The 23,030-nt window shown below is 71.8% G+C and carries 21 protein-coding genes; 12 read left to right on the forward strand and 9 right to left on the reverse strand.

Going from position 1 to position 23,030, the window contains the following annotated elements:
- Positions 1 to 25 precede the first annotated feature (25 nt).
- Positions 26 to 859 (reverse strand): TIM barrel protein, encoded by an 834-nt coding sequence (locus tag IE248_RS07325; protein WP_100580389.1) that lies wholly within the window; start codon positions 857 to 859, stop codon positions 26 to 28.
- Between the two features lie 126 nt (positions 860 to 985).
- Here IE248_RS07325 and IE248_RS07330 point away from each other — a divergent pair, with 126 nt between their 5' ends.
- From IE248_RS07330 to IE248_RS07360, 7 genes are all read left to right on the forward strand, one after another.
- Positions 986 to 1,237: a thiamine-binding protein gene (locus tag IE248_RS07330; protein WP_008738054.1), complete on the forward strand. Its 252-nt coding sequence runs from the start codon at positions 986 to 988 to the stop codon at positions 1,235 to 1,237.
- A complete protein-coding gene (locus tag IE248_RS07335) occupies positions 1,234 to 1,617 on the forward strand; it encodes a helix-turn-helix domain-containing protein (protein ID WP_073796926.1) in 384 nt (127 codons plus the stop codon). The genes IE248_RS07330 and IE248_RS07335 overlap by 4 nt, the downstream gene beginning before the upstream one ends.
- A 153-nt stretch (positions 1,618 to 1,770) precedes the next feature.
- Positions 1,771 to 2,286, forward strand: a complete 516-nt coding sequence (gene uraD, locus IE248_RS07340) for a 2-oxo-4-hydroxy-4-carboxy-5-ureidoimidazoline decarboxylase (RefSeq protein WP_008738049.1) — start codon at positions 1,771 to 1,773, stop codon at positions 2,284 to 2,286.
- Entirely contained in the window at positions 2,283 to 2,687 is a 405-nt protein-coding gene (gene uraH / locus IE248_RS07345; protein ID WP_073796924.1) for a hydroxyisourate hydrolase, read from the forward strand. The genes uraD and uraH overlap by 4 nt, the downstream gene beginning before the upstream one ends.
- Position 2,688: 1 nt before the next feature.
- Complete coding sequence (gene pucL / locus IE248_RS07350; RefSeq protein ID WP_008738045.1) at positions 2,689 to 3,612, forward strand: factor-independent urate hydroxylase; 924 nt, start codon at positions 2,689 to 2,691, stop codon at positions 3,610 to 3,612.
- Positions 3,613 to 3,826: 214 nt separating this feature from the next.
- On the forward strand, positions 3,827 to 5,230 hold the full coding sequence (locus tag IE248_RS07355) for an 8-oxoguanine deaminase (RefSeq protein WP_008738044.1): 1,404 nt from the start codon (positions 3,827 to 3,829) through the stop codon (positions 5,228 to 5,230).
- Between the two features lie 355 nt (positions 5,231 to 5,585).
- Complete coding sequence (locus IE248_RS07360; protein WP_100580386.1) at positions 5,586 to 6,974, forward strand: nucleobase:cation symporter-2 family protein; 1,389 nt, start codon at positions 5,586 to 5,588, stop codon at positions 6,972 to 6,974.
- Between the two features lie 109 nt (positions 6,975 to 7,083).
- Here the strand turns inward: IE248_RS07360 and IE248_RS07365 are convergent, their stop codons facing one another.
- A complete protein-coding gene (locus IE248_RS07365) occupies positions 7,084 to 7,692 on the reverse strand; it encodes a 3'-5' exonuclease (RefSeq protein WP_190030223.1) in 609 nt (202 codons plus the stop codon).
- A gap of 57 nt (positions 7,693 to 7,749) precedes the next feature.
- Positions 7,750 to 8,991 carry a GDSL-type esterase/lipase family protein gene (locus IE248_RS07370; RefSeq protein WP_190030224.1) on the reverse strand — a complete coding sequence of 414 codons (1,242 nt, stop codon included), beginning with the start codon at positions 8,989 to 8,991 and terminating at the stop codon, positions 7,750 to 7,752.
- 245 nt (positions 8,992 to 9,236) lie between these two features.
- Between IE248_RS07370 and IE248_RS07375 the strand changes: the two genes are divergently transcribed.
- Positions 9,237 to 10,724, forward strand: coding sequence for an NnrS multi-domain protein (locus IE248_RS07375; protein WP_190030225.1), 1,488 nt, complete (start codon positions 9,237 to 9,239; stop codon positions 10,722 to 10,724).
- 111 nt (positions 10,725 to 10,835) lie between these two features.
- On the opposite strand, the gene aceB is transcribed toward IE248_RS07375, so the two are convergent.
- From aceB to IE248_RS07390, 3 genes are all read right to left on the reverse strand, one after another.
- Positions 10,836 to 12,464, reverse strand: coding sequence for a malate synthase A (gene aceB / locus IE248_RS07380; RefSeq protein ID WP_008738040.1), 1,629 nt, complete (start codon positions 12,462 to 12,464; stop codon positions 10,836 to 10,838).
- Between the two features lie 303 nt (positions 12,465 to 12,767).
- The gene (locus IE248_RS07385; RefSeq protein WP_124290300.1) at positions 12,768 to 13,394 is read right to left on the reverse strand and encodes a nucleotidyltransferase family protein; all 627 of its coding nucleotides are present in this window, start codon (positions 13,392 to 13,394) and stop codon (positions 12,768 to 12,770) included.
- Complete coding sequence (locus IE248_RS07390) at positions 13,346 to 13,573, reverse strand: hypothetical protein (RefSeq protein WP_190030226.1); 228 nt, start codon at positions 13,571 to 13,573, stop codon at positions 13,346 to 13,348. The genes IE248_RS07385 and IE248_RS07390 overlap by 49 nt, the downstream gene beginning before the upstream one ends.
- 86 nt (positions 13,574 to 13,659) lie before the next feature.
- Between IE248_RS07390 and yczR the strand changes: the two genes are divergently transcribed.
- Together yczR and IE248_RS07400 are read left to right on the forward strand one after the other, a co-directional pair.
- Positions 13,660 to 15,147 carry a MocR-like transcription factor YczR gene (gene yczR, locus IE248_RS07395; RefSeq protein WP_190030227.1) on the forward strand — a complete coding sequence of 496 codons (1,488 nt, stop codon included), beginning with the start codon at positions 13,660 to 13,662 and terminating at the stop codon, positions 15,145 to 15,147.
- A gap of 161 nt (positions 15,148 to 15,308) precedes the next feature.
- On the forward strand, positions 15,309 to 18,857 hold the full coding sequence (locus tag IE248_RS07400) for an nSTAND1 domain-containing NTPase (protein ID WP_229895167.1): 3,549 nt from the start codon (positions 15,309 to 15,311) through the stop codon (positions 18,855 to 18,857).
- Here the strand turns inward: IE248_RS07400 and IE248_RS07405 are convergent, their stop codons facing one another.
- From IE248_RS07405 to IE248_RS07415, 3 genes are read right to left on the reverse strand one after another with little or no spacing between them, the layout of a single operon-like run.
- Positions 18,858 to 19,157, reverse strand: a complete 300-nt coding sequence (locus IE248_RS07405; protein ID WP_190030228.1) for an NIPSNAP family protein — start codon at positions 19,155 to 19,157, stop codon at positions 18,858 to 18,860.
- A 45-nt stretch (positions 19,158 to 19,202) separates the two neighbouring features.
- Complete coding sequence (locus IE248_RS07410) at positions 19,203 to 19,832, reverse strand: response regulator (RefSeq protein WP_190030229.1); 630 nt, start codon at positions 19,830 to 19,832, stop codon at positions 19,203 to 19,205.
- Positions 19,832 to 21,025: a sensor histidine kinase gene (locus IE248_RS07415; RefSeq protein WP_100580379.1), complete on the reverse strand. Its 1,194-nt coding sequence runs from the start codon at positions 21,023 to 21,025 to the stop codon at positions 19,832 to 19,834. The genes IE248_RS07410 and IE248_RS07415 overlap by 1 nt, the downstream gene beginning before the upstream one ends.
- Positions 21,026 to 21,158: 133 nt before the next feature.
- Between IE248_RS07415 and IE248_RS07420 the strand changes: the two genes are divergently transcribed.
- Positions 21,159 to 22,271 carry an ABC transporter permease gene (locus IE248_RS07420; RefSeq protein ID WP_100580378.1) on the forward strand — a complete coding sequence of 371 codons (1,113 nt, stop codon included), beginning with the start codon at positions 21,159 to 21,161 and terminating at the stop codon, positions 22,269 to 22,271.
- Positions 22,268 to 22,951 (forward strand): ABC transporter ATP-binding protein, encoded by a 684-nt coding sequence (locus tag IE248_RS07425; protein ID WP_008738033.1) that lies wholly within the window; start codon positions 22,268 to 22,270, stop codon positions 22,949 to 22,951. The genes IE248_RS07420 and IE248_RS07425 overlap by 4 nt, the downstream gene beginning before the upstream one ends.
- Positions 22,952 to 23,030 lie beyond the last annotated feature (79 nt).

Below are 23,030 nucleotides of genomic sequence, written 5' to 3' on the forward strand. Positions count from 1 at the left end.
TGGCGAATCGCCCGGACTTTGCCGCCTAGTGGGCGGCGCGGGCCCCGTCCGGCAGCCACGCGAAGGAGGCGGCGGCGTCGGCGGCCTTGTACTCCAGGCCCACGTAGCCCTGGTATCCGGCCTTCCTCAGCTGGTCGAGCAGCTCCTCGAGGGGCAGCTCGCCGGTGCCGGGGGCGCCGCGTCCCGGCTTGTCCGCGATCTGGACGTGTCCGGTTTTGGCGGCGTACTTTTCGATGACCTCGCCGAGGTCCTCATCGTTCATCGCCAGGTGGTACAGGTCGAGCAGGAACTTGGCGTTCCCGAGGCCGGTGGCCTCGTTCACCTTGTCCACGACCTCGATGCCGGCCGGGGCGCTCACCAGCGGGTAGAGCGGCGACTCGGGCCGGTTGAGGGTTTCGATCAGGAGGATCGCGCCGACGCGGTCCGCGGCCCGGGCCGCGACGACCAGGTTCTCCAGGGCGAGCTCGTCCTGAACGGCCGGGTCCACCCCCTCGACGCGGTTGCCGTAGAGGGCGTTCAGCGCCCTGCAGCCGACCGAGGCGGCGAAGTCCGCCGCCACGTTGACGTTCGCCTTGAAGCGGTCCGACTCCTCACCGGGAACCGATACCGCGCCGCGGTCCGGGCCCGGCAGCCGGCCGGCGTAGAAGTTCAGCCCCACCAGCTGGGTGCCGGCGTCCTCAAGAGCCTTCTTGAGGGCGTCGAGCTCCTCCTGTGCGGGGGTGGGGGTCTCGATCCAGGGCCACCACAGCTCGACCGCCGTGAAACCGGCCGCGGCGGCAGCCGCCGGACGTTCCACGAGCGGGAGTTCCGTGAAGAGGATCGAAAGGTTCACATCGAAGCGCTGGTCCGTGTATCCCATGAGGGGTGTGCGCTCCTTCCGTATTGCGGAAGTTAGTTTCTGCTTGATGGAAGACTGCATGGGGCTTGTCGTGGATGTCAAGTGCGAACTGCCGGAAAATCGAGACCGCGGGGTAGCTTGACCTGCGTGCGATTGAGAGTGGAGTTCACGACCGAGCCCTTCGATCTCGAAGAGGCCCCCGCCCATGCCGTGGCCGCTCGCGAGGTCATCCAGAGGGCGCAGCTGGACGCGGTGGACGTCGGTCCGTTCGGCAACACCGCCGAGGGCGAGGCCGACCGGGTGCTGACCGCCGTGGCCGCGCTGCTGCGCGATTCGCTGGAGTCCGGGGCCACCCGCGTGTCGCTCCAGGTCAACGTGATCGGGGAGGACACCCCGTGACCGAGCCCCGCGACCACCCGTTCGTCGCCGCGGTCAAGCCGCTGGTCGACGCGATGGGCGGCGAGCTGATGGATCCGGCCCAGGCCCTGCCCGACGACGTCGTCCTGTCGTGGGAGGGGGAGGAGGTGCTGGCCGTACGCCTGCCCCAGCTGTCCGATTCGCTGGACCGCATCCTCGCCGCGCTGGAGCGCCGGCACGGCGTACCGTTGTCTCAGCTCGACCGGAAGTCCAAGCAGGACGTCGTACGGATGCTGGAGGCGCGCGGCGCCTTCTCCGTCCGGCACGGCGTGGAGACGGTCGCGGGCGCGCTGGGCGTAAGCCGCTTCACTGTCTACAACTACCTGAACAGGGAAAACCCCAACAAGAACAACCAAGCGTGAAGCGTTTTTGACCCGCTGTGACGAGCCGCCGCCCCAATCCACCCGGGCGGCGGCTTTTGTGTACGGGAAGTTTCAACAAAGTGTTGACGCCGTGTTGTCGAGGGCGTTAGCTATGCGCAGCCCGTCAATGCAACAAGGCCACGGAGGCCCACCGTGACTTCGAGTCCGACACCGGGTCTCACCCGGTTCAACGCCTTGGACGACAGCGAGGCCACGGCCGAGCTGCACGAGGTGTGCGCCAGTTCGGCATGGGGCGGCAAACTGCTCGCCCAGCGCCCCTTCGCCACCGCGGACTCCCTCTTCGCCGCCAACGAGACCGCCATGGCGGAGCTCACGGCGGCCGATCTGGGCGAGGCGATGGCAGGTCACGCGCCGATCGGCCGGCCGAAGCCCGGAGACCCGACCTCCGCCCGCGAGCAGCGCGGCATGGCCGGTGCCTCGCAGGAGCTGAGGAGCGAACTGCTCGAACTGAACCTGGCCTACCAGGAGAAGTTCGGCCACGTCTTCCTCATCTGCGCCACCGGCGCGACCGGTGAGTTCATGCGGGACGCGGTCAAGGTGCGGATCGACAACCCGCCGGAGCGGGAGCGCGAGATCGCCCGCGGCGAACTCGTCAAGATCAACCGTATCCGTCTGACCCGGCTCATCGAGGAAGAGAGCGCCGCATGAGCACCGAGACCACGGCGTCGGTGTCCACTCACATCCTGGACACCAGCATCGGCAAGCCCGCCGAGGGCGTATCCATCTCCTTGGCGGCCCGTACGGGCCTCCACGGCGAGTGGGCGGCCCTGGGCGGCTCGGCCACCGATGCGGACGGCCGCTGCAAGGACCTGCCGGCGCTGCCGGAGGGCACCACACACGTGCGTCTCGATTTCGAGACCGAGACGTACTTCTCGCACAAGCAAGGCGAAGACAAGCAAGCCGAGGCGCAGCAGGACGCCCCCCGCGTAAGGGACAGCGGTGCGTTCTTCCCCGAGGTCACCATCACCTTCGCGGTGAACCCGGGCGAGCACTATCACGTACCGCTGCTGCTCAACCCGTTCGGCTACTCCGTTTACCGAGGGAGCTAGCATGGCCACGATTCTGGGCCAGAACCAGTACGGCAAAGCAGAGAACCGCGTCGTCAAGATCACGCGGGACGGCGACACCCACCACATCAAGGACCTGAACGTCTCGGTCGCCCTCTCCGGCGACATGGACGACGTCCACTACTCCGGCTCGAACGCCAACGTCCTGCCGACGGACACCACCAAGAACACGGTGTACGCGTTCGCCAAGGAGCACGGCATCGAGTCCGCCGAGCAGTTCGGCATCCACCTGGCCCGCTGGTTCGTGAACAGCCAGGAGCCGATCCAGCGCGCGCGCATCCGGATCGAGGAGTACGCCTGGGACCGGATCGCCACCTCGGACGCCAACTCCAAGTTCATCGGCTCCGACGAGGTGAACCACTCCTTCGTCCGCCAGGGCATGGAGACCCGCGTCACCCAGATCACGTACGACGGCACGAACTGGGAGGTCATCTCCGGCCTCAAGGACCTCGTCGTCATGAACTCCACGAACTCCGAGTTCTGGGGTTACGTGAAGGACAAGTACACGACGCTGAAGGAGGCCCACGACCGGATCCTGGCCACCCAGGTGTCGGCCCGCTGGCGCTTCAACTGGTCGGACGACGAGCAGCGGATGCCCAACTGGGAGAAGTCCTACGCCGAGACCAGGAAGCACATGCTCCAGGCCTTCGCGGAGACCTACTCCCTCTCCCTCCAGCAGACCCTGTACCAGATGGGTTCGCGCATCATCAACCACCGTTCGGAGATCGACGAGGTCCGCTTCTCGCTCCCGAACAAGCACCACTTCCTCGTCGACCTGGAGCCCTTCGGCCTCAAGAACGACAACGAGGTCTACTTCGCCGCGGACCGCCCGTACGGTCTGATCGAGGCGACGGTCCTGCGCGACGGTGTTGACGCCCGCATCCCCGTGGACATGACCAACCTCTGACGCGGCAGGCGCGTCCCGGGGCTCCGCAGTGGCCCCGGGACGGCGCCGTACGTCGCGGTTCCCCCACCGCGACACGCCCCAACTCACCGAATCGGCACCCGGACGCACCACGGGGGACGGCAGTACTGTCAGCTGCCAAGGTCCCCGGCTCCGGCACTCAAATCCCCTGGGTTCTGCCGTGCCCGCACCGCCACTGAAAGCACGAGGAAGCCCCATGGCAGCATCGGCAGCCCATGACAGCGCCGTCCAGCGCATCGTCATCGAGAACTGTGCGATCGCGACCGTAGACGCGAACGACACCGAGTACGCCTCGGGCCACATCGTCGTCGCCGGCAACAGGATCGAGTCGATCGGCGCGGGCAGAGCCCCCGAGAACCTCGACCACGTGGTCCGCCGCATCGACGGTACGGGTCACCTCGTCACCCCGGGTCTGGTCAACACCCACCACCACTTCTACCAGTGGATCACCCGCGGTCTGGCCACCGACCACAACCTCTTCAACTGGCTCGTCGCGCTGTACCCGACGTGGGCGCGCATCGACGAGCAGATGGCGTACACGGCTGCCCAGGGCTCCCTGGCGATGATGGCCCGCGGCGGTGTCACCACCGCGATGGACCACCACTACGTCTACCCCAAGGGCTCCGGCGACCTCTCCGGCGCGATCATCCGCGCCGCCTCCGAGATGGGCGTCCGCTTCACCCTCGCCCGCGGTTCCATGGACCGCAGCGAGAAGGACGGCGGCCTGCCGCCGGACTTCGCGGTCGAGACCACCGAGGGCGCGCTCATCGCGACCGAGGAGACCGTCAAGAAGCACCACGACCACTCCTTCGACGCGATGACCCAGATCGCCGTCGCGCCGTGCTCCCCCTTCTCCATCTCCACCGAGCTGCTCAGGCAGGGCGCCGAGCTCGGCCGCCGCCTCGGCGTGCGCATGCACACGCACGGCTCGGAGACCGTCGAGGAGGAGCAGTTCTGCAAGGAACTGTTCGGCATGGGCCCGACCGACTACTTCGAGTCGACCGGCTTCCTCGGCGAGGACGTGTGGATGGCGCACAGCGTCCACATGAACGACTCCGACATCGCCGCGTTCGCCCGCACCAAGACCGGTGTCGCGCACTGCCCGTCCTCCAACGCCCGGCTGGCCGCGGGCATCGCCCGCGTCCCGGACATGCTCGCCGCCGGTGTCCCGGTCGGCCTCGGCGTGGACGGCACCGCCTCCAACGAGTCCGGTGAGCTGCACACCGAGCTGCGCAACGCCCTGCTGATCAACCGGCTGAACCCGGTGCACCGCGAGCGCGCTCTGAACGCCCGCCAGGCGCTGCGCCTCGGTACGTACGGCGGCGCCCAGGTCCTCGGCCGCGCCGACAGCATCGGCTCGCTGGAGGTCGGCAAGTGCGCCGACCTGGTGATGTGGAACCTGAGCACGCTGGCCCACTCCTCCATCGCCGACCCGGTCATCGCGCTGGTCTTCGGCGCGGCCGCCCCGGTCACCCTCTCGCTGGTCAACGGCAAGCAGATCGTCGAGAACAACCGACTGCTCTTCGCCGACGAGGACGCGATCGCCGTGTCCACCCGGGAAGAGGCCCAGCGCCTCGCGCGGATCACCGCGCAGGCCTGATCTCACGGCGTCCGGTCGAGGGGGACGGCCCTCGACCGGCCGGCCGTGGACCCGAGCGGGGTCCGCGGCAGCCGTTCCCGGGAAGCGCCGGAGGATTCCGACGGCGCCCCCGGGGGCGGTGACTCGTGCCACTTCGTACAGCAGGACCATCATCCACTGCGCCAACGCCACGCCGCCGTGCGGCGGGGAACGACTCGGGCGAATCGTTTCCCCACTCTCTCCACCTTCCGTATCCCCATCCCCCCACCCCTTCCACTCCCTCCACAACTGAACACAGGCTCGACTCGCACCGCTTTCGCACCACCTCCCTGACATCCACGTCCCTGCCGACGTGTCTAACCGACCGGAGGAAGCCGTGGCAGAAACGCCCAGGTTTCGCAAAGACGCAGTCGCAGTAGTGCGGGAGAGGCACCCGGTCGACGAGACCCTGCCCCCGCTGAAGATGTTCACGAGCGGTCTCCAGCACGTGGCCGCCATGTACGCCGGCGTGGTGGCCCCACCCATGATCGTCGGCCCCGCCGTCGGTCTCTCCGCGACCGAGACCGCCTTCCTGATGGGCGCCTCGCTCTTCACCGCAGGCCTCGCGACCCTCCTCCAGACCCTCGGGTTCTGGCGGATCGGCGCCAAACTCCCCTTCGTCAACGGCGTCTCGTTCGCCGGAGTGACCCCGATGATCGCCATCGGCAAGGGGGAGGGGGCCGACGCGATACCCGTCATATTCGGCGCGATCATCGTCGCCGGCCTGCTCGGCTTCCTCGCCGCCCCCTACTTCGGCAAGCTCGTCCGCTTCTTCCCGCCCGTGGTCACCGGTACGGTCATCACCCTGATCGGCATCTCGCTGCTCCCCGTCGCCTTCAACTGGTCACAGGGCGGCAACCGCACGGCCGTCGACTACGGCTCGATGAAGAACATCGGCATGGCCGCCCTCACCCTGGCGATCGTGCTGGTCATGCGCAAGTTCCTGCGCGGCTTCCTCCAGCAGATCTCCATCCTGCTCGGACTCGTCGCGGGCACCCTCATCGCGCTCCCGCTGCACATGACGAACTTCGACGCCGTCCGGGGCGCGGACCTGATCGGCTTCCCGACCCCGTTCCACTTCGGGGCCCCGCAGTTCCAGGTCGCCGCGATCATCTCGATGTGCATCGTCATGCTGGTCTGCATGACCGAGTCCACCGCCGACATCCTCGCCCTCGGCAGGATCGTCGGCCGCCCCGCCGACGAGAAGACCATCGAGGGCGGCCTGCGCGCCGACGCCCTCGGCAGCGCGCTCAGCCCGCTGTTCAACGGGTTCATGTGCAGCGCCTTCGCCCAGAACATCGGGCTCGTGGCGATGACCAAGGTGCGCAGCCGGTTCGTCGTCGCGGCCGGCGGCGGCATCCTGATCCTGCTGGGCCTGTGCCCGGTGGCCGCCTCCGTCATCGGCGTGGTCCCGCTGCCGGTCCTCGGCGGCGCCGGCATCGTGCTCTTCGGCTCGGTCGCGGCCAGCGGCATCCAGACCCTGGCGGGCGCGGCCATGGAGAAGGGCGAGAACGCCCTGATCGTCGCCGCCTCGGTCGGCATCGGCCTGATCCCGATCGCGGCCCCGGGGTTCTACCACGCGTTCCCGAAGGACCTGCTGGTCGTCCTCGACTCCGGCATCAGCACCGGCTGTGTCGTCGCCATCGGGCTGAACCTGGCCTTCAACCACCTCGGCGCCAGGAAGGCCCCGGTCCCGGCGGCCGCGGACCCGGTGCCGGCGCACTGAGCCGCCGCCGGCCGCGCCGCGGCCGGTGCGCCGACGGGCGCGCGGCGGTGCGTACGCCACCCACTGCGGGTGTGGCGTACGCACCGCCGCCGGCCGCGTTCCGGGGCCCCTACGCCGGGAGTTCGGGCCCGGCCGGCTCCCACAGCATCAAGTTGCTCATCAGCTCGGCCTGCTCGATCGCGTCGTCCAGCGCGTGGTGCGTGTGCGGGCGGTCCGACAACAGACCCCGCGGCATCGCGCCCTTGACGGCGGCGCGCAGCGGAACCCGCGCCTTCGCCGCGTACAGGGTCTTCATGTCCAGGCAGCCCGAGTGGCCGAACGGGCTGTCACCGCCGAACTCGATCAAGTACCAGTACAGGAACATCCAGTCGAAGGAGGCCGGGTAGGCGCACATCACCGGCTGCGCGCCGGCACAGACCTCGCGGACCCAGGCGCGGAACTCGGCCATGGCCGCGGCCGGTTCGGCGCCCTCCCGCAGCAGCCGGTCCCGGTCCAGGCCGCTCACGGCGAGCGCGGCGTCCACGTACCGCTCGCTGATCGGGCGCAACTCCCGGTAGAAGGTGTCCCGTTCCGGATCCGCGGCCGTATAGACGGCGCCGTCCTGGCGGCCGGCGACCGAGGCGCCGAAGCTGATCATCGAGTACGGCCCGGGGATGGGCCCGTCGGCTTCGATGTCGACGGAGATGTAGATGCCGGGACGTGCGGTGCGGGCTGCCATGCGCCGAGCATGCCAGCCGCACCGCACGCGATCACCCGGATTTCGCCGCGGCGCCGCTCAGGAGGCGGGGGAGAGGTACATCCCGCTCTGGTCGGACCCGGCGGTGTTCTTGCACCCGACGTTCGCGGTGGCCGGCTGGGCGACGGCCAGGGCGAGGCAGCGTCCGGCGGCCAGCTGCCCGAAGTAGTTCGGGTGCATCGACTCCTGGATCAGGCCCTGCGTCTCGCTGCTGTCGATCCAGCGCGCCCACTCGCTGGTCTTGGCCGACGCGGGCGCCGAGGTGCTGACCAGCTTGCTGGCCTTCGCGCACACCTCACGGCCCTGGAGCATGTCCCGCAGGTCCAGGAACTGCACGCCCTTGGCGGCGGCGACCGCCTTGATCCGGTTCGCGATCTGCGGCACGAGCGAGTCGCGCGCCCAGTCGGAGTCCCGGTTCCAGAAGGGGCAGCCGCCGGTGTTGAGGCGGCTCCAGTCGCTCTGGGTGTACCGGTTCTCGGCGCCGCGCGGGATCGGCGAGGGGTAGGACTGGAGCACGATCCGGTACGAGGAGTCGGTGTAGCCGGCGCCGCGCATGACGGCCCGGATCTCGTCGACCGACTTGCCGACGCCCGCCATCACCCCGTCGATCTTCTGGTCGACGCCCTCCTGCTGGTCGTCGTAGCAGTAGGAGTTCCACAGGGCGAAGTCGAGGGCGCAGTCCGTGATGATGTCCGCGAAGCCGAGGTCGTTCCCGCCGATGGACAGGGCGATGACCTTGACGTTGTTGCTCGCGGCGACGGCGGCCAGCTGATCGGCCTGCGGGGCCTCGCCCTTGAAGGAGACGCCCCCGTTCGAGGCGCGGAAGACGTTGCGGGAGACGGCCCCGGAGCAGGCCAGGTTCACCGCGACGTCGGCGATCGCGCCGGCGCTCTTGACCTCGGCGGAGTCGGAGCGGTGACAGCCGCCGGCGGTGGTTCCGTATACCTTCGCGGGGTCGTAGCTGCTGCCGGAGACCCACGCGCGGTCGGTTGCGGTGCGGTTCGCGCTGTTGGTCAGGCTGTTGCCCTTCCAGCGGCCGCCCTCACCGGAGATGTAGCTGTCTCCCATGGAGACCACGGCGGTGGGCCCGGTGCCGGGGCCGGCCACCGCGGTCCCGGTGCCCGCGGCCAGTAGTGTGCCGACGGCGAGCGGCAGGACCATCCCTGCTCCTGCCAGTCGTCGCGCGCGACTGCGGGCCCGGTCCTTGCTGACGTTGCGGAATCCGATCACTGCGGAACTCCTGCGGTCGGCCATGGCGAAGTCGCGACAACTCCGTTGCATGGCTGGGGAAGTGGGGGTGACCGCCGGCCGGTGGCAAGCAGAAAGGTGACACGCCGCACGTTGTTACCGCCAGGTAGCGGGAGATTACGATGACGTAACGACCGACCGGTCGTTCGGCTGCCGGGCGGTGCGGCCGCCGGCCGAATCCCGTGTACGTCCGGGGGGTCCGCATCTACAGTCGCGGGGCGGGGTGCGGGAGTCTCAGGGGGGATGGACCGGTGGTGCGACGGCGGTACGACCAGCGCGTGCTGACTCTGGTCGAAGTGCGCGGCGAGGCCCGGGACTTCGAGCAGGCCAAGGCGGAATTCGCGCTTCAGGGCTGGCCGGTGGTGGAGGAGTTCGGCCGCGGCGAGGGGCCCTCGGCCGGGGTGCTCACCCCGGATCCCCGGTCACGGCTCTACTGGGTCGAGATCCGTTTCTTCGGGGCGCGGGGCGGGCGCACCGAACGCGCCGCCGGCTGGCGCGTTCGAGGGCTTGCCAAAGCAGCCGTCCTGGAGATGTACGTACGTCGGACACGGCTCGTCGACCCGGACCGGGAGCTGCTGGAGGAGTACCGCTCCCACACCACGGCCCACCGCCGCGACCCCCGGCGCGCCACCGGCCGCCGGGCCCGGGCGCTGGAGGGCTGGGGCCACTACGACACCGGGTCCGTCGCCCTGGGCACCCCCTCGGAGGCCCGGCGGCTGGCCCGGATGCCCACGCCCGGCGGCGGCGTCGCGGCGGGCGCGGACCTGGACGTACGGATGTCCCCGCGGCGGGGGCTGCGGCGGATCGAGCTGCCGCGCGAGGAGGAGCTGACGCGCCGGCTGGCGGTCCTCATCGGCTGGTCGCTCGGGATGGCCTGCGCCGTCGTGTTCCTCAAGGAGGCCGGCGGACCGGCGCGCTGGCTGTGGATAGCCGTCGGCTGCGCCTGCCTCGCCCGCGCCCTGCTCGTCGCCACCAGGTTCTACGAGGCGGGCGGGCGCCTCTTCGGGTTCTCCTGCGGGTGCCTGACGGCCCTGCTGTTCCTGGTTCTGGCGTACTGGGCGCCCGGCTGGACCCCGGCGCAGTTGCTGCTGTGCGCCGGGATGGCCGTGACCCCGGTCGGCATCTGGCTGCTGGTGCGGCAGTGGACGACCTGGTCGGAGTGGCTGACGGCCACGGTCCCGCTCGCGGTGACGCTGGCGACGGGGCTGGTCGTCGCCTCCGGTTCGGTCCTGCACGGTCTGTACGGGGACGGGCTGGACCTCACCCAGGAGGAGCTGGACGTACCCGGGCTGTGGCAGGTGGCGGCCGGACTCAAGCTGATCACCTATCTCGCGCTGGGTCTGCTGGGGCCCGCGCTCTGGGGGATCGCGAAGCACCTCCACCTCGCGTTCACCCGGCCCGGCGAGTACCTGAACGCGATCATCTACGTCCTCCTCTACGTACTGGTCCTCGCCTCGCTGGCGGGCCTGGCCGCGGACAACGCGGCGCGGGCCGTGGCCCGCACCAAGGCCGCCGCCGAGCAGCGCCGCGAGGCGCCCCCGTACTTCGGGGTGCGGCCGGAGTGGGTGTGCGTGCGCCCGACGGTGCCGACGGCCGAACTCAACTCCGAGGGGGGCCTGGTGGACCCGCGCCGGCCGTACCTGTCCTTCGGGACGGCCGGGGACACCGCGCTGCTCTGGAACACCGACACCGGCGCCCCGCTCAAGCAGCGCTCCGACCAGGTGCGTCTGGAACCCGCGAAGGATCCGGCGCGGCCCTGCCCGTGACGCCCCCTGGGGCCACGGAAACGCCCCGCCCCCCGGGCCGGTGGGGCCAGGGGGCGGGGCGGGGGTTCGACCGCTGTGCGTTCCGGCCGAATCCGTCGTGCCGGGTTCCGGTCAGCCGACGAGCTGGTCGTAGGCGGGGAGCGTCAGGAAGTCCGCGTAGTCGGCGTCGAGCGAGACCTTGAGCAGGAGGTCGTGGGCCTGCTGCCACTTGCCGGCCGCGAAGGCCTCCTCGCCGGCCTCGGCGCGGATGGCGGCCAGCTCCTCGGCGGCGATCGCGCGGGTCAGCTCGGCGGTCGCCCGCACCTGCTCGCCGTCGTGCTCGAAGACGACACCGGCGTTGATCCACTGCCAGATCTGCGACCGCGAGATCTCGGCGGTGGCCGCGTCCTCCATCAGGCCGAAGATGGCGACGGCGCCCAGGCCGCGCAGCCACGCCTCGATGTAACGGATGCCGACCTGGACCGCGTTGCGCAGACCCTCGTACGTGGGCTTCGCGTCCAGGGAGTCGATCGCGATCAGGTCACCGGCGGCCACCGAGACGTCCTCGCGCAGGCGGTCCTTCTGGTTCGGCTTCTCGCCGAGCACCGCGTCGAAGGAGGCCATCGCGATCGGGACCAGGTCGGGGTGGGCCACCCAGGAGCCGTCGAAGCCGTCGCCCGCCTCGCGGTCCTTGTCGGCCTTGACCTTCTCGAACGCGACCTTGTTGACCTCCGCGTCCTTGCGGGACGGGATGAAGGCGGCCATGCCGCCGATCGCGTGCGCGCCGCGCTTGTGGCAGGTGCGGACCAGCAGTTCGGTGTACGCCCGCATGAACGGGGCCGTCATCGTGACCGCGTTGCGGTCCGGGAGGACGAACTTCTCGCCGCCGTCGCGGAAGTTCTTGACGATGGAGAACAGGTAGTCCCAGCGCCCGGCGTTCAGGCCCGCCGCGTGGTCGCGCAGCTCGTAGAGGATCTCCTCCATCTCGTACGCGGCCGTGATGGTCTCGATCAGGACGGTCGCGCGGACGGTGCCCTGCGGGATCCCGACGTAGTCCTGGGCGAAGACGAAGACCTCGTTCCAGAGGCGCGCCTCCAGGTGGGACTCCGTCTTCGGCAGGTAGAAGTACGGGCCCTTGCCGAGATCGATCAGGCGCTGCGCGTTGTGGAAGAAGTACAGGCCGAAGTCCACGAGCGAACCGGAGGCGGGGCTGCCGTCGATCAGCAGGTGGCGCTCCTCCAGGTGCCAGCCGCGGGGCCGCATGACCACGGTCGCGAGCCGGTCCGCGGGCTTCAGGGCGTACGCCTTGCCCGTGCGCGCGTCGGTGAAGTCGATGCGGCGCTCGTAGGCGTCGATCAGGTTGAGCTGGCCGAGGACGACGTTCTCCCAGGTGGGGGCGGAGGCGTCCTCGAAGTCGGCGAGCCAGACCTTGGCGCCCGAGTTCAGGGCGTTGATGGTCATCTTGCGGTCCGTGGGGCCGGTGATCTCCACGCGGCGGTCCAGCAGCGCGGCCGGCGCCGGGGCGACCTTCCACTCGCCCTCGCGGACCTGTGCGGTGTCCGGGAGGAAGTCGAGGTGGGAGGTGCGGGCGATCTCGGCGCGCCGCTCGGAGCGGCGGGCGAGGAGCTCGGCCCGGCGGGGGCCGAAGCGTCGCTGGAGTTCCGTCACGAAGGCGAGTGCCGCTTCGGTGAGGACCTCGTCCTGCCGGGGCAGGGGCTCGGCGTCGACGATGGCCAGCGGGGACGGCGCTGGTGCGGACATAACTGTCACTCCTTCAGCGGCGGTGCCTGGCGGCCGCGGGGGAATGCTCGCGCGAGACGGCACTCAGTGCCGTCGGGTGTGGAGAGCTCCGCAATACGGTCGCGGGCGCCGTTGGTGGTTCAGGGCGCTTCTGACCAGTGGATAGTAATTTCCTCATGGTGGAAGTTCAATGGTTTGTTGATGTCGAGATTCTCCCGGTCAACAGATTCCGACCCCCGGTGGCCCTCGGTGCCACGACGGTCACACACCGCTCGGACCCGCGCGTACCCCGCTGGACCCGCGCGTACCCCGCCCGGACCTCGCTCAGACGAGACGTGCCAGGTCGGGAGGGGTGTCGATGTCGAAAGCGGCCGCGACGTCCCCGCACTCCACCAGAGTGAGCTCACCGGCGTGTCGCGCCAGGTGCACCCGCGCGCCCTTGTCCCCGGTCGCCGTCGCCGCGATGTCCGCCCAGCGGTCCGCCCCGAACAGCACCGGATGCCCGCGCTCCCCGTCGTACGAGGCCGCCGCCAGGCTGGCGGGAGAGCGGTAGGCCTCGCGGACCCGGGCCACCGCCGCCGCCCCGATCCCCGGCTGGTCCACCAGGGAGACCAGGGCCGCGCCCGCTCCCGTACCGGCCAGCGAGGCGAGGCCGGCGCGCAGCGAGGAGCCCATGCCCTCGGCCCAGTCCGGGTTGTCGACGACCACGCAGCCCGTGAGGTCGGCGCGCTCGCGGACCTCCGCCGCCGAGGCGCCGAGCACCACGTGCAGCGGGCCGAGGCCGGCCTCGCGCAGCACCCGTACGGCGTTCTCGACCAGCGGGCGGCCCCGGTACGGGAGCAGGGCCTTGGGGCGTCCGCCGAGCCGGCGGCCGCCGCCCGCGGCGAGGAGGAGGCCCGCGATCACCGGGGGAGCGGGGCGGGGAGCGGAGGATGCGCCTGCTGCTGACATGTCACCGATTCTCGCGCGTCGGCGGGAGCGGCCACCGGGCGGCGGGTCGGACGCAGGGCCGCCAGGGCGCGCCGTACGGCGGCCTTCGCCGCCACTGCCGCCGCCCCGATCCGCAGCGGCTCGCGGATCCGGTTCTCGGTGGCGGCCAGCAGCGCGCGTTCCTCGCGGTCGGTCAACATCGGCGTCTCCTTGCCAATCGGGGGCCAATGCCGCCAGTCTGGAGTTCGATTGGCCTGGCGGGCAGAGCCAATCGGGGGAGGTTGGCATGGCGAACGGGCGAGTGGTCCAGACGGCGGACAGGGCGATCGGCAGCCGCCAGCTCGCGGCCCTGCTGCCCGCCGAGGTGCTGGCCCGCCCCGGCTACCGGGCGCTCGCCGACGCCGTCCGCACCCTGATCCTCGACGGCCGGATCGCCCTGCACGTACGCCTGCCCGCCGAGCGCGAGCTCGCCGAGGCGGTCGGCGCCAGCCGGGCCACCGTCACCGGCGCGTACGACCTGCTGCGCGAGAGCGGCTACGTCCGCAGCCGGCGCGGCTCCGGCACCTGGACCGAGCTCCCCGAGGGCCACGCCCCCGTCGGCACCCACATGCTGGCCGGCGCCGGCGGCTACAGCGCCGACGGCGAACCGGGGATCGACCTCGCCATCGCCGCCATGGGCGCCCCCGACGGCAGCCTCACCGACGCCCTGGCCTGGGCCGCGCCCCGCCTCCCCGGGCTCGCCCGCAACCCCGGCTACCTGCCCTTCGGGCTGCCGGACCTGCGGACCGCGATCGCCGACCGGTTCACCCGGCGCGGGCTCGCGACCCGGCCCGAGCAGATCCTCGTCACTGCGGGCGCCCAGCAGGCGTTCGCCCTGGTCGTGAGCCTGCTGTGCCGGGCGGGGGACCGGGTGGTCACCGAGAACCCCACCTACGCCAACGCCCTGGACGCGCTGCGGCACGCCCGGCTGCGCACCGGCTCCCTCGCCGTCTCGGACGCGGGCTGGGACATGGAGATAGCCGAGTCCACCCTGCGCCAGACGGTGCCGAGGCTGGCGTACGTGATCCCCGACTTCCACAACCCCACCGGCTTGCTGATGCCGCGGGAGCAGCGGCTGCGGCTGCTCGCGGCGACCCGGCGGACCGGCACCTGGCTGGTGGTCGACGAGACCGTCGCGGACATCGCGCTGGACGTGCCCCCGCCCGCGCCGCTGGCCTCCCTGGCCCCGCGCGGCGGCGCCGACCACGTGGTGACCATCGGCTCGCTGAGCAAGACCCACTGGGGCGGGCTGCGCGTGGGCTGGGTCCGGGCCACGGCCAGGATGATCACCGAGCTGACCTCGGTCCGGGTCGCGGCCGACATGACCGGCTCGGTCCTGGACCAGCTGGTCGCCCTCCCGCTGCTCGCGGACCTGGACCGCTCGCTCCCGGCGCGCCTGGAACAGCTGCGCGGCCGCCGGGAGGCGCTGGTGGCCGCACTCCGGCGGCACACCCCCGAGTGGTCCTGGCAGCTCCCCCCGGGCGGCCTCTCGCTCTGGGTGGACCTCGGCGGACCGGTCAGCTCCGCCCTGGCGGAACGCGCGGCGGCGGCCGGCGTCAACATCGGCCGCGGCGCCCGCTTCGGCGTCGACCCGGGCACCTTCGAACACCGCCTCCGCATCCCGTACACCCTCCCCCCGGACCGCCTCGAAGAAGCCGTCCGCCTCCTCGCCACCGCCTTCCACGACGGCGTCCCCCTGACCCCCTCGGTCGAACGCCCCCACTGGGTGGCGTAGCCCCTCGCCTCCCGGCCCGGCTGCCGCCGCACTCCCGGGCGACGGGCGTGGGCGCGGCGCGGTTGTGATCGACTCGCCCGAGGCCCATGATGGTTTCGCCGTAAGGGAGTTGGGGGGCGCGAAGTGTCAAGGGTCAGGGCTGCCAAGGTTGCGGGCGCTTCGTGAGGCAGCGCATGCAGGTCGTGCTGCAGAGCATGCTCGTGCTGGTCGCGAGTCTGCTCAGCATCGTCACCAACTACGCGACCAACGTGGACGACGCGCCCTGGCTGCTCCAGCTCATCCAGCGGGCGTCGGTCCCCGCCATCGGGCTGCTCGTCGCCGCCATGGTGATCGGCCAGGTCATCGCGTACCGGCTGGAGAACCCTCCTCCACCACACGCCGCATGGCCGCGCGATCGTGTGCCCTACCCCGGCCTGGATGCGTTCGCCGAGGACGAGAACGCCGTGTTCTTCGGGCGGGAGGCGCAGGCGGCCGAACTGACCAGGCGGCTCCACGTGGCGTCGGCGCAACCGGGTGACCGCTTCCTGCTCCTCGTCGGGGCCTCCGGCAGCGGGAAGTCGTCCTTGGTACGAGCCGGAGTGATGCCGCGCCTGCGGGAGCGACGGTGGACGGTGCTGCCCGCCATCACCCCCGGCCCCGATCCGCTGGGGGCGCTCGCGACCGCGGTGTTCGCGGCCGGCAGCGGTGATGAGCCCGCGACGATCCTGCGGAGGCTGCGCCAGGATCCCGCCGCGCTGAAGACGGAGCTCGGGCGGATACGCGGGGGCCGCTTCCGGCGCGTCCTGCTGGTGATCGACCAGTTCGAAGAGGTTCTGACCCTCGCCGGGGAAGGGGAACGCGCGCAGTTCCTCGACGCGCTCCTGTCCTGTGTGCGCCAGGACCTGGGCATCAGGGTGTTGGCGACCCTGCGCGTCGACTTCCTCGGCAGGCTCCTGGACAGCGGGCACGCCGAGATCATTCAGCACCCCACCGTGATCGGAGCCATCAGCCGCGGCCAGCTCGCTCAGGTCGTCGAGCGTCCCGGTGCGCTCGTCGACCTGAGCTTCGAGCAGGGTGTGGTCGACACGATCGTGGAGGAGACCGGCACGGACGATGCCCTACCGCTCCTCGCCTACCTGCTGCAGGAGCTGTACTTCGCCTCGGGTCCGGGCGGGACGGTGACCCAGGACCTGTACCGCCGGCTCGGAGGTGTCGCGGGCGCGCTCTCCCGTCAGGCCGACCACACGGTGACCGGCCTCGGGCCGGTCTACGAGATCGGCTTCGTCCTGCGCGTGCTGCTGCGCTTCGTCACCGTCCAGGGGCAGGAGGTCGCGCGCAGGCGGGTTCCGCTGTCGGAACTCAGCGAGGAGGAGCGCCATGTCGTCGATGCCTTCGTGGACGCCCGGCTGCTGGTGTCCGACGTCGCCGGTGGCGACGCCCCCTTCGGACGGCAACCCCACGCGCACGTCACCCACGAGGCGCTGTTTCGCCAGTGGGCGCCCCTGAGGCAGGAAGTCGAAGCGCACGTGGAGCAGCTCCGGGAGCGAGCGGAGCTGGAGAGGTGGGCCGCCGACTGGGAACACTCCGGTCACAGCGACGACTACCTCCTCACCGGCGAACGCCTCCGTCTCGCCCAGCGGTGGCTTGCCGCACTTGAGGAGACGGGGCAGGCGCCGGAGGCGGCCCGTGCGCTGGTCCACTCCTCGCAACGCCGTGACCTCGTGTTCCTGCGCCGGATTTCGGAGAGCATCGGCCAGTACGCCCTGGGCAGCGTGGACACCCACCCCGAAAGGGCGATCCTGCTGTCCCTGGCCGCACTCGGTGAATGCGCGCCGACCCCGGCGGCGCGGCGCGGCCTGCTGACGGCACTGGCGTCGAGCCACCTTCGGGTGAGGCTCGACGGCCACACGGACACGGTCCGCCACATCGCCTGGTCTCCCGACGGCCGCCGACTCGCAACGGCCTCCCGGGACGGCACCGCACGCGTCTTCGACGCCGGTTCGGGGCGCTGTGACCACGTACTCAGGTCCGAAGGGCCGATGGTGGAGTCGGTCTCCTGGGCTCCCGATTCGTCCCGGCTCGCCACGGTCGGCCGTGACCCGGTGGTGCGCCTGTGGGACGCCCGCTCCGGCGATCCGGAGCGGCTGCTGACTGCGCCGGGGTTCGTCGGCCGGCAGGTGGCCTGGTCGCCGCGGGGAACGCATGTGGCCGCCAGCTCGAAGGACCGGGTCGTGCGGGTCTGGGAGGCCGGCACGGGAACCCTCGTCCACGAGCTCCGCGGCCACCGCGACGACGTGTGGGGACTGTCCTGGTCCCCGGACGGCACCCGGCTCGCCAGCGCCTCCCACGACCTCACGGCGATCCTGTGGGACGTGGCGGGAGGGACTCCCGCGGTCACGCTGACCGGACACACCGACTTCATCGAGGGAATCGCCTGGTCTCCGGACGGGAGCTCGGTCGCCACCGGCTCCGGTGACCACACGGCGCGCATCTGGGACGCCGCGACGGGGGAGCTGCGGCTGCTCTTGCGCGGGCACAGCGACTACGTGTGGAACGTCGCCTGGTCCCCCGACGGCAGCATGCTCGCGTCCGCGTCCTCCGACCGGACGGTGCGCATCGTGAGCAGCGAGGACGCGAAGGTCTTGGCCGTCCTGCGGGGCCACTCCGACACGGTGTGGGGTGTCGCCTGGTCGCCCACGGGCGACCGCATCGCCACCAGTTCGACGGACGGTACGGCCCTCGTCTGGGACATCCGGCCCCGCGGCGCCGAGCAGGTCCTGGCCGACGGCCACACCGGGCCGGTCAACCAGGCGAGCTGGTCCCGGGACGAGAGCCGCATGGTTACGGCGTCCGACGACGGCACCGTGCGGATCTGGGAAACGGTCTCGGGGACACCGGTCGGACCGCCCGGGCGCCTCGACGACCGGGTGTGGAGTGCCGTGTGGTCGCCGGCCGCCGACCGGCTCGCCGTCAGCACCAACAGCGGCCTGCTGCGCATCCAGGAGACATCGGGGCAGGTGCTCTTCGAGGAGCGCGCCGAGGTGGTCGAGGCGTGTGCGTGGTCGCCCGACGGCGCCTCGCTCGCCACGGGCGGGCGCGACGCCGTCGTGCGGATCCGGGCGGCCACGGGGGCCGAACAGCTGGCCCTCGCCGGACACCAGGACTGGGTCGGACGCATCGCCTGGTCCCCCGGCGGACGGATGCTCGCCAGTGCCTCCGACGACCGCACCTGTCGGTTGTGGGACGTCGTCGAGGGCCGTCAGCTCACGGTCCTGCGCGGCCACGACAACTACGTCGACGATGTCGCCTGGGCCCCGGACGAGCAACGCGTCGTGACGGGCTCCGGAGACTGGACGGCCGCCGTGTGGGACGTGGCCACCGGGCGCCGCCTGCACGTACTGGCCGGCCACGAGGGCCGCGTGCGCGCTGTCGGCTGGTCCCCGGACGGACGTCTGCTCGCCACAGGATCCGACGACGGCACGGTGCGCGTCTGGTCGGCCGTCTCCTTCGAGGAAGGGGGCATCGTCGGAGTCCACCAGGACAAGGTGACCTCGGTGGCCTGGTCGCGGGACGGTACCCGGCTGCTCACCGGGTCCGTGGACGGTACCGCCAGGGTCTGGCCCGCGACCCCGGACTTCGAGCGGCTCGAAGCGCATGCGCGTGGGCGGGTCTTCCGCACCCTCACCGACGAGGAGCGGCGCCGGCACCTGCTGCCGCTGACCGTTTCCTGATCAGTACCGCTCTTCGACCGTGCGCTCCTCGGTCCCGAGGAGGTAGTCGTCGGGGTCGAGGTTCATCGCCTTGCGCGCCGGTGACGCCCAGTAGAGCGCGTTGCGTTCGGCGAAGCTCTCGGGTCCCTCGTACGAGATGAGCCACAGGAACTGGTTGCTGGCCCGGTCGACCCACGCGCCGCCGATCTCGAAGCCCAGTTCGAGCCTCAGCGGAACGATCTCTTCCTGCCAGCGCTCCACCCACGCGTCGAGCAGTCCTGCCCGCACGGTGTACGTCCGCAGCTGCACGGTCTTGCCCATGATGCCCTCCCCGGTGAGACCCAGTACCTAGCTTCACCCGGCAGGCTACGGCGTGCGGATCAGGCGGCGGGTGGCGGCTGTGGCCACGGCCGAGGTGCGGGAGTCGACGCCGAGTTTGGCGTAGATGTGCACCAGGTGGGATTTGACCGTGGCCTGGCTGAGGAAGAGTTCCTTCGAGATCTGCTGGTTCGACAGGCCGTCCGCGACCAGTTGGAGGACCTCCAGCTCCCGCTTCGTCAGCGCCTCCGCCGGGGTGCGCATCCGGTCCATCAGGCGCAGGGCCACCGCCGGGGCCAGGGCCGACTGGCCGGCCGCCGCCGTGCGGACCGCTGACGCCAGTTCCTCCGGCGGGGCGTCCTTGAGGAGGTAGCCCGAGGCGCCCGCCTCCACCGCCGCCAGGATGTCCGCGTCCGTGTCGTACGTGGTCAGGACCAGCACCCGGGGCGCCCCCGGCCGGGCCGTGATCAGCCGGGTCGCCGCCGAGCCGTGCATGCCGGAGCCGAACTGGAGGTCCATCAGCACCACGTCCACCGGCTCCGACGCCGCCAGCTCCACCGCCCGCTCGGCCGTCGCCGCCTCCGCGACCACCGCGAAGTCCGGTTCGGTGTCCAGCACCGCGCGCAGCCCCGCCCGTACCACCGGGTGGTCGTCGGCCAGCAGCAGCCGGATCGTCATCAGGGGGCCTCCACGGGCAACGGCAGGGTGACGGCCACGGCGGTGCCCTGGCCCGGGGCGGACTCGACGGTGAACAGCCCGCCGAGCGACTCGGCGCGCGAGCGCATCGCCGGGAGGCCGAAGCCGCCCTCGCCGCCCGCCCGCGCGGCGCCGGGGTCGAAGCCCGTCCCGTCGTCCACGATGTCCAGCGTGACCGAGGCGTCCATGAAGGTCAGCGTGATCTCGGCGCGCTCCGCCGCCGCGTGCCGCCCCACATTGGCCAGCGCCGACTGCGCGATCCGCAGGAGGGCCACCTCGTAGGGCGTCGGCAGCACCCGCGCCGTACCGCTCAGGGAGAACCGGACCCGCGGCCCCCGCACCGCCGAGCACAGCCGCTCCAGCGCCGCCGGGAGCGAGCCGTGCTCCAGGTCCGGCGGCGTGAGGGCCCGTACGAAACGCCGCGCCTCGGCCAGGTTCTCCTGCGCCGCCCGGCGCGCCCGGGCGATGTGGGGGAGGGCCGGCGCCTCCTGCGGGAGCGTCCGCTCCGCGGCCCTCAGCAGCAGCTGGATCGAGGACAGCCCCTGGGCCAGGGTGTCGTGGATCTCCCGCGCCAGCCGCTCCCGCTCGGCCAGGATCCCGGCGTCGCGCTCGGCCGCCGCGAGCTCGGCCCGGGTGGTGATGAGCTCCTCGATCAGCTCCCGGCGCCGCTCGCTCTCCCGGTACAGCGCCTCGTACCCCAGTACGGTCGCCACCGCCACGGCCCCGCCCAGCAGCGGGCCGAGGAACGGGCCCGGGGTCACGGCGCCGCCGCTGTGCCCCAGGAACCCGCCGATGGCGGCGGCCGCGGTCACCAGGGCCGCGGGGATCGCCCAGCGCAGCCGCAGCAGGTGCAGCTCCAGGAAGTACAGCGGGAACGCCAGCCACAGCCCGTCGGGGGAGAGCACCAGCAGCGCCGCCCAGGCCGCGCCCAGCCCCGCCAGCCAGAGGGCGCCGGCGCGGGGCGAGTTCCGTACGGCGGGGGCCAGCGCCCCGGCCAGGTACCCGGCGGCCAGCAGCGCGCACACCGCGACGGTCCACCCGGCGTGCGGCTCGGGGCCCGTGACGGCCCGGCCGGCGGCCAGCGCGAGCAGCCCGAGGAACAGCGCGTGCAGGCACAGGCGCAGCACGCGGGAGACGGGGGTCAGGGAGCGGCGGGATTCCGGGGCAGCAGGCATGGCCCGACCAGCGTAAGTCGATACCGGCGGGCCCCGGTCAACCAAAAGTTTGATGTCCGGATGCGTCCTTCGATACCAGGATCTCTCCTGCGGTGCGATGCCCGGCGCCCGCGCTGACGACCAAGGTGGGGACATGTTCGTCGCATGGAGAGATCTACGGTTCGCCAAAGGGCGGTTCGCCCTCATGGGCTCGGTCGTCCTGCTGATCACGCTGCTGGTCGGTCTGCTGTCCGGGCTCACCTCCGGACTGGCCCGGGAGAACGTCTCGGCCATCACCGGACTGCCCGCCACGCACCTGGCCTTCGCCGCGCCCGCCGGGGACCAGAAGGTGTCCTTCACCAACTCCCAGGTGCCCGAGAGCGCCTGGCGGGCCTGGCGCGAGCGGCCCGGGGTGACCTCGGCGGAGCCGCTCGGCATCCGCACCACCAACGCCGTCGCCGGTGAGCGCACCGCCGCCGTCTCCGTGTTCGGCGTCGAGCCGACCGGGCGGCTCGCGCCGAAGGGACCCGCCCCGGGCACCCCGGGCGCCCCGGGCCTGGCCCAGGGCTCGGTGGTCCTCACCGAGAAGGCCGCCGAGGAGCTCGGCGGGCTCGCCGCCGGCGGCAAGGTGAGGATCGGATCCCTCGAACTGACGGTGGCCGCCGTCTCCGGCACCGCCGCCTACAGCCACACCCCGGTCGTCTGGACGGACCTGGGCGACTGGCAGCGCATCGGAAACCCCGGTACCTCCCTCGACACCCTCGCCACCGTCATCGCGCTCGACACGACCGGCGCCGCCGACCTCGCCGCCGGGGACGAGGCCGCCGCCACCCACTCCCTGACCGTCGACGAGGCCCTCGGCGCCATAGGCTCCTACCAGGCCGAGAACGGCTCGCTCCAGCTGATGCGCGGATTCCTCTTCGCCATCTCCGCGCTGGTCATAGGAGCCTTCTTCACCGTCTGGACGATCCAGCGCAGCGGCGACATCGCCGTCCTGAAGGCACTGGGTGCCTCCACCCCGTACCTGCTGCGGGACGCCCTCGGCCAGGCCGTGGTGATGCTCGCCGCCGGGACGGGGCTCGGCACCGCGCTCGCCGCCGGCTTCGGCGCGCTGATCAGCGGTGGCTCCGTGCCCTTCGTACTCGACGCCGCGACCGTGCTCCTCCCCGCCGCGATCATGATCGTGCTCGGCGCGCTGGGAGCGGCCCTGTCCATCCGGCGGATCACCGCCGTCGATCCCCTGACCGCCCTCGGGAGCGCCCGATGACCCTGCTCGTGCACGACGTGACGCTCACCTACCCGGACGGCGACGACCGGCTCACCGCCCTCGACGCGGTCGGCCTGGAGGTGCCCGCGGGCACGTTGACGGCGGTGATCGGGCCCTCCGGCTCCGGCAAGTCCAGCCTGCTCGCCGTCGCCGCCACCCTCGTCACCCCGGACTGCGGGCAGGTGGTGGTGGCGGGCCGGGACACCGGCCGGCTCAGCGCCGCCGAGAAGTCGGCCCTGCGCCGCGAGGAGATCGGCATCGTCTTCCAGCAGCCCAATCTGCTGGCCTCGCTGACCGCCGCCGAACAGCTCCAGGTCATGGCCCACCTCCGCGGCCGCCCCTCCCGGCAGCTGCGCCGCCGCGCTCTGGAGCTGCTGGACGCGGTGGGCCTGGCCGACAAGGCCGACAAGCGCCCGCACCAGCTCTCGGGCGGCCAGCGCCAGCGCGTGAACATCGCCCGCGCCCTGATGAACGAGCCCGCCGTGCTGCTCGTCGACGAGCCCACCAGCGCCCTCGACCACGACCGGGGGGCCGCGATACTCGACCTCCTGGTCACCCTGACCCGCGAGCGCGCCACCGCCACCGTGCTGGTCACCCACGACCACGCCCACCTGGAGCGGATGGACCGTACGGTGACCATGGCGGACGGCCGTCTGACGGAGCCGGTCGCCGCCTCCTGACCCGCCCGGCTCCAGGAGCCTCAGGAGCCCAGGGGCCCGGGGGCCCGGGGGACGCACGAAGGCCCCGGCCCGCCCCCTG

Origin of the sequence: Streptomyces goshikiensis, assembly GCF_014650555.1 — a bacterium.
Taxonomy (GTDB): Bacteria; Actinomycetota; Actinomycetes; order Streptomycetales; family Streptomycetaceae; genus Streptomyces; species Streptomyces goshikiensis.

Bases quoted from the DNA above. Each gene is read 5' to 3' on its own strand.
- IE248_RS07325 (WP_100580389.1), bottom strand. From the start codon at position 859: ATGGGATACACGGACCAGCGCTTCGATGTGAACCTTTCGATCCTCTTC.
- uraH (WP_073796924.1), top strand. From the start codon at position 2,283: ATGAGCACCGAGACCACGGCGTCGGTGTCCACTCACATCCTGGACACC.
- pucL (WP_008738045.1), top strand. From the start codon at position 2,689: ATGGCCACGATTCTGGGCCAGAACCAGTACGGCAAAGCAGAGAACCGC.
- IE248_RS07355 (WP_008738044.1), top strand. From the start codon at position 3,827: ATGGCAGCATCGGCAGCCCATGACAGCGCCGTCCAGCGCATCGTCATC.
- IE248_RS07365 (WP_190030223.1), bottom strand. From the start codon at position 7,692: ATGGCAGCCCGCACCGCACGTCCCGGCATCTACATCTCCGTCGACATC.
- IE248_RS07370 (WP_190030224.1), bottom strand. From the start codon at position 8,991: ATGCAACGGAGTTGTCGCGACTTCGCCATGGCCGACCGCAGGAGTTCC.
- aceB (WP_008738040.1), bottom strand. From the start codon at position 12,464: ATGTCCGCACCAGCGCCGTCCCCGCTGGCCATCGTCGACGCCGAGCCC.
- IE248_RS07385 (WP_124290300.1), bottom strand. From the start codon at position 13,394: ATGTCAGCAGCAGGCGCATCCTCCGCTCCCCGCCCCGCTCCCCCGGTG.
- IE248_RS07390 (WP_190030226.1), bottom strand. From the start codon at position 13,573: ATGTTGACCGACCGCGAGGAACGCGCGCTGCTGGCCGCCACCGAGAAC.
- yczR (WP_190030227.1), top strand. From the start codon at position 13,660: ATGGCGAACGGGCGAGTGGTCCAGACGGCGGACAGGGCGATCGGCAGC.
- IE248_RS07405 (WP_190030228.1), bottom strand. From the start codon at position 19,157: ATGGGCAAGACCGTGCAGCTGCGGACGTACACCGTGCGGGCAGGACTG.
- IE248_RS07410 (WP_190030229.1), bottom strand. From the start codon at position 19,832: ATGACGATCCGGCTGCTGCTGGCCGACGACCACCCGGTGGTACGGGCG.
- IE248_RS07415 (WP_100580379.1), bottom strand. From the start codon at position 21,025: ATGCCTGCTGCCCCGGAATCCCGCCGCTCCCTGACCCCCGTCTCCCGC.
- IE248_RS07420 (WP_100580378.1), top strand. From the start codon at position 21,159: ATGTTCGTCGCATGGAGAGATCTACGGTTCGCCAAAGGGCGGTTCGCC.
- IE248_RS07425 (WP_008738033.1), top strand. From the start codon at position 22,268: ATGACCCTGCTCGTGCACGACGTGACGCTCACCTACCCGGACGGCGAC.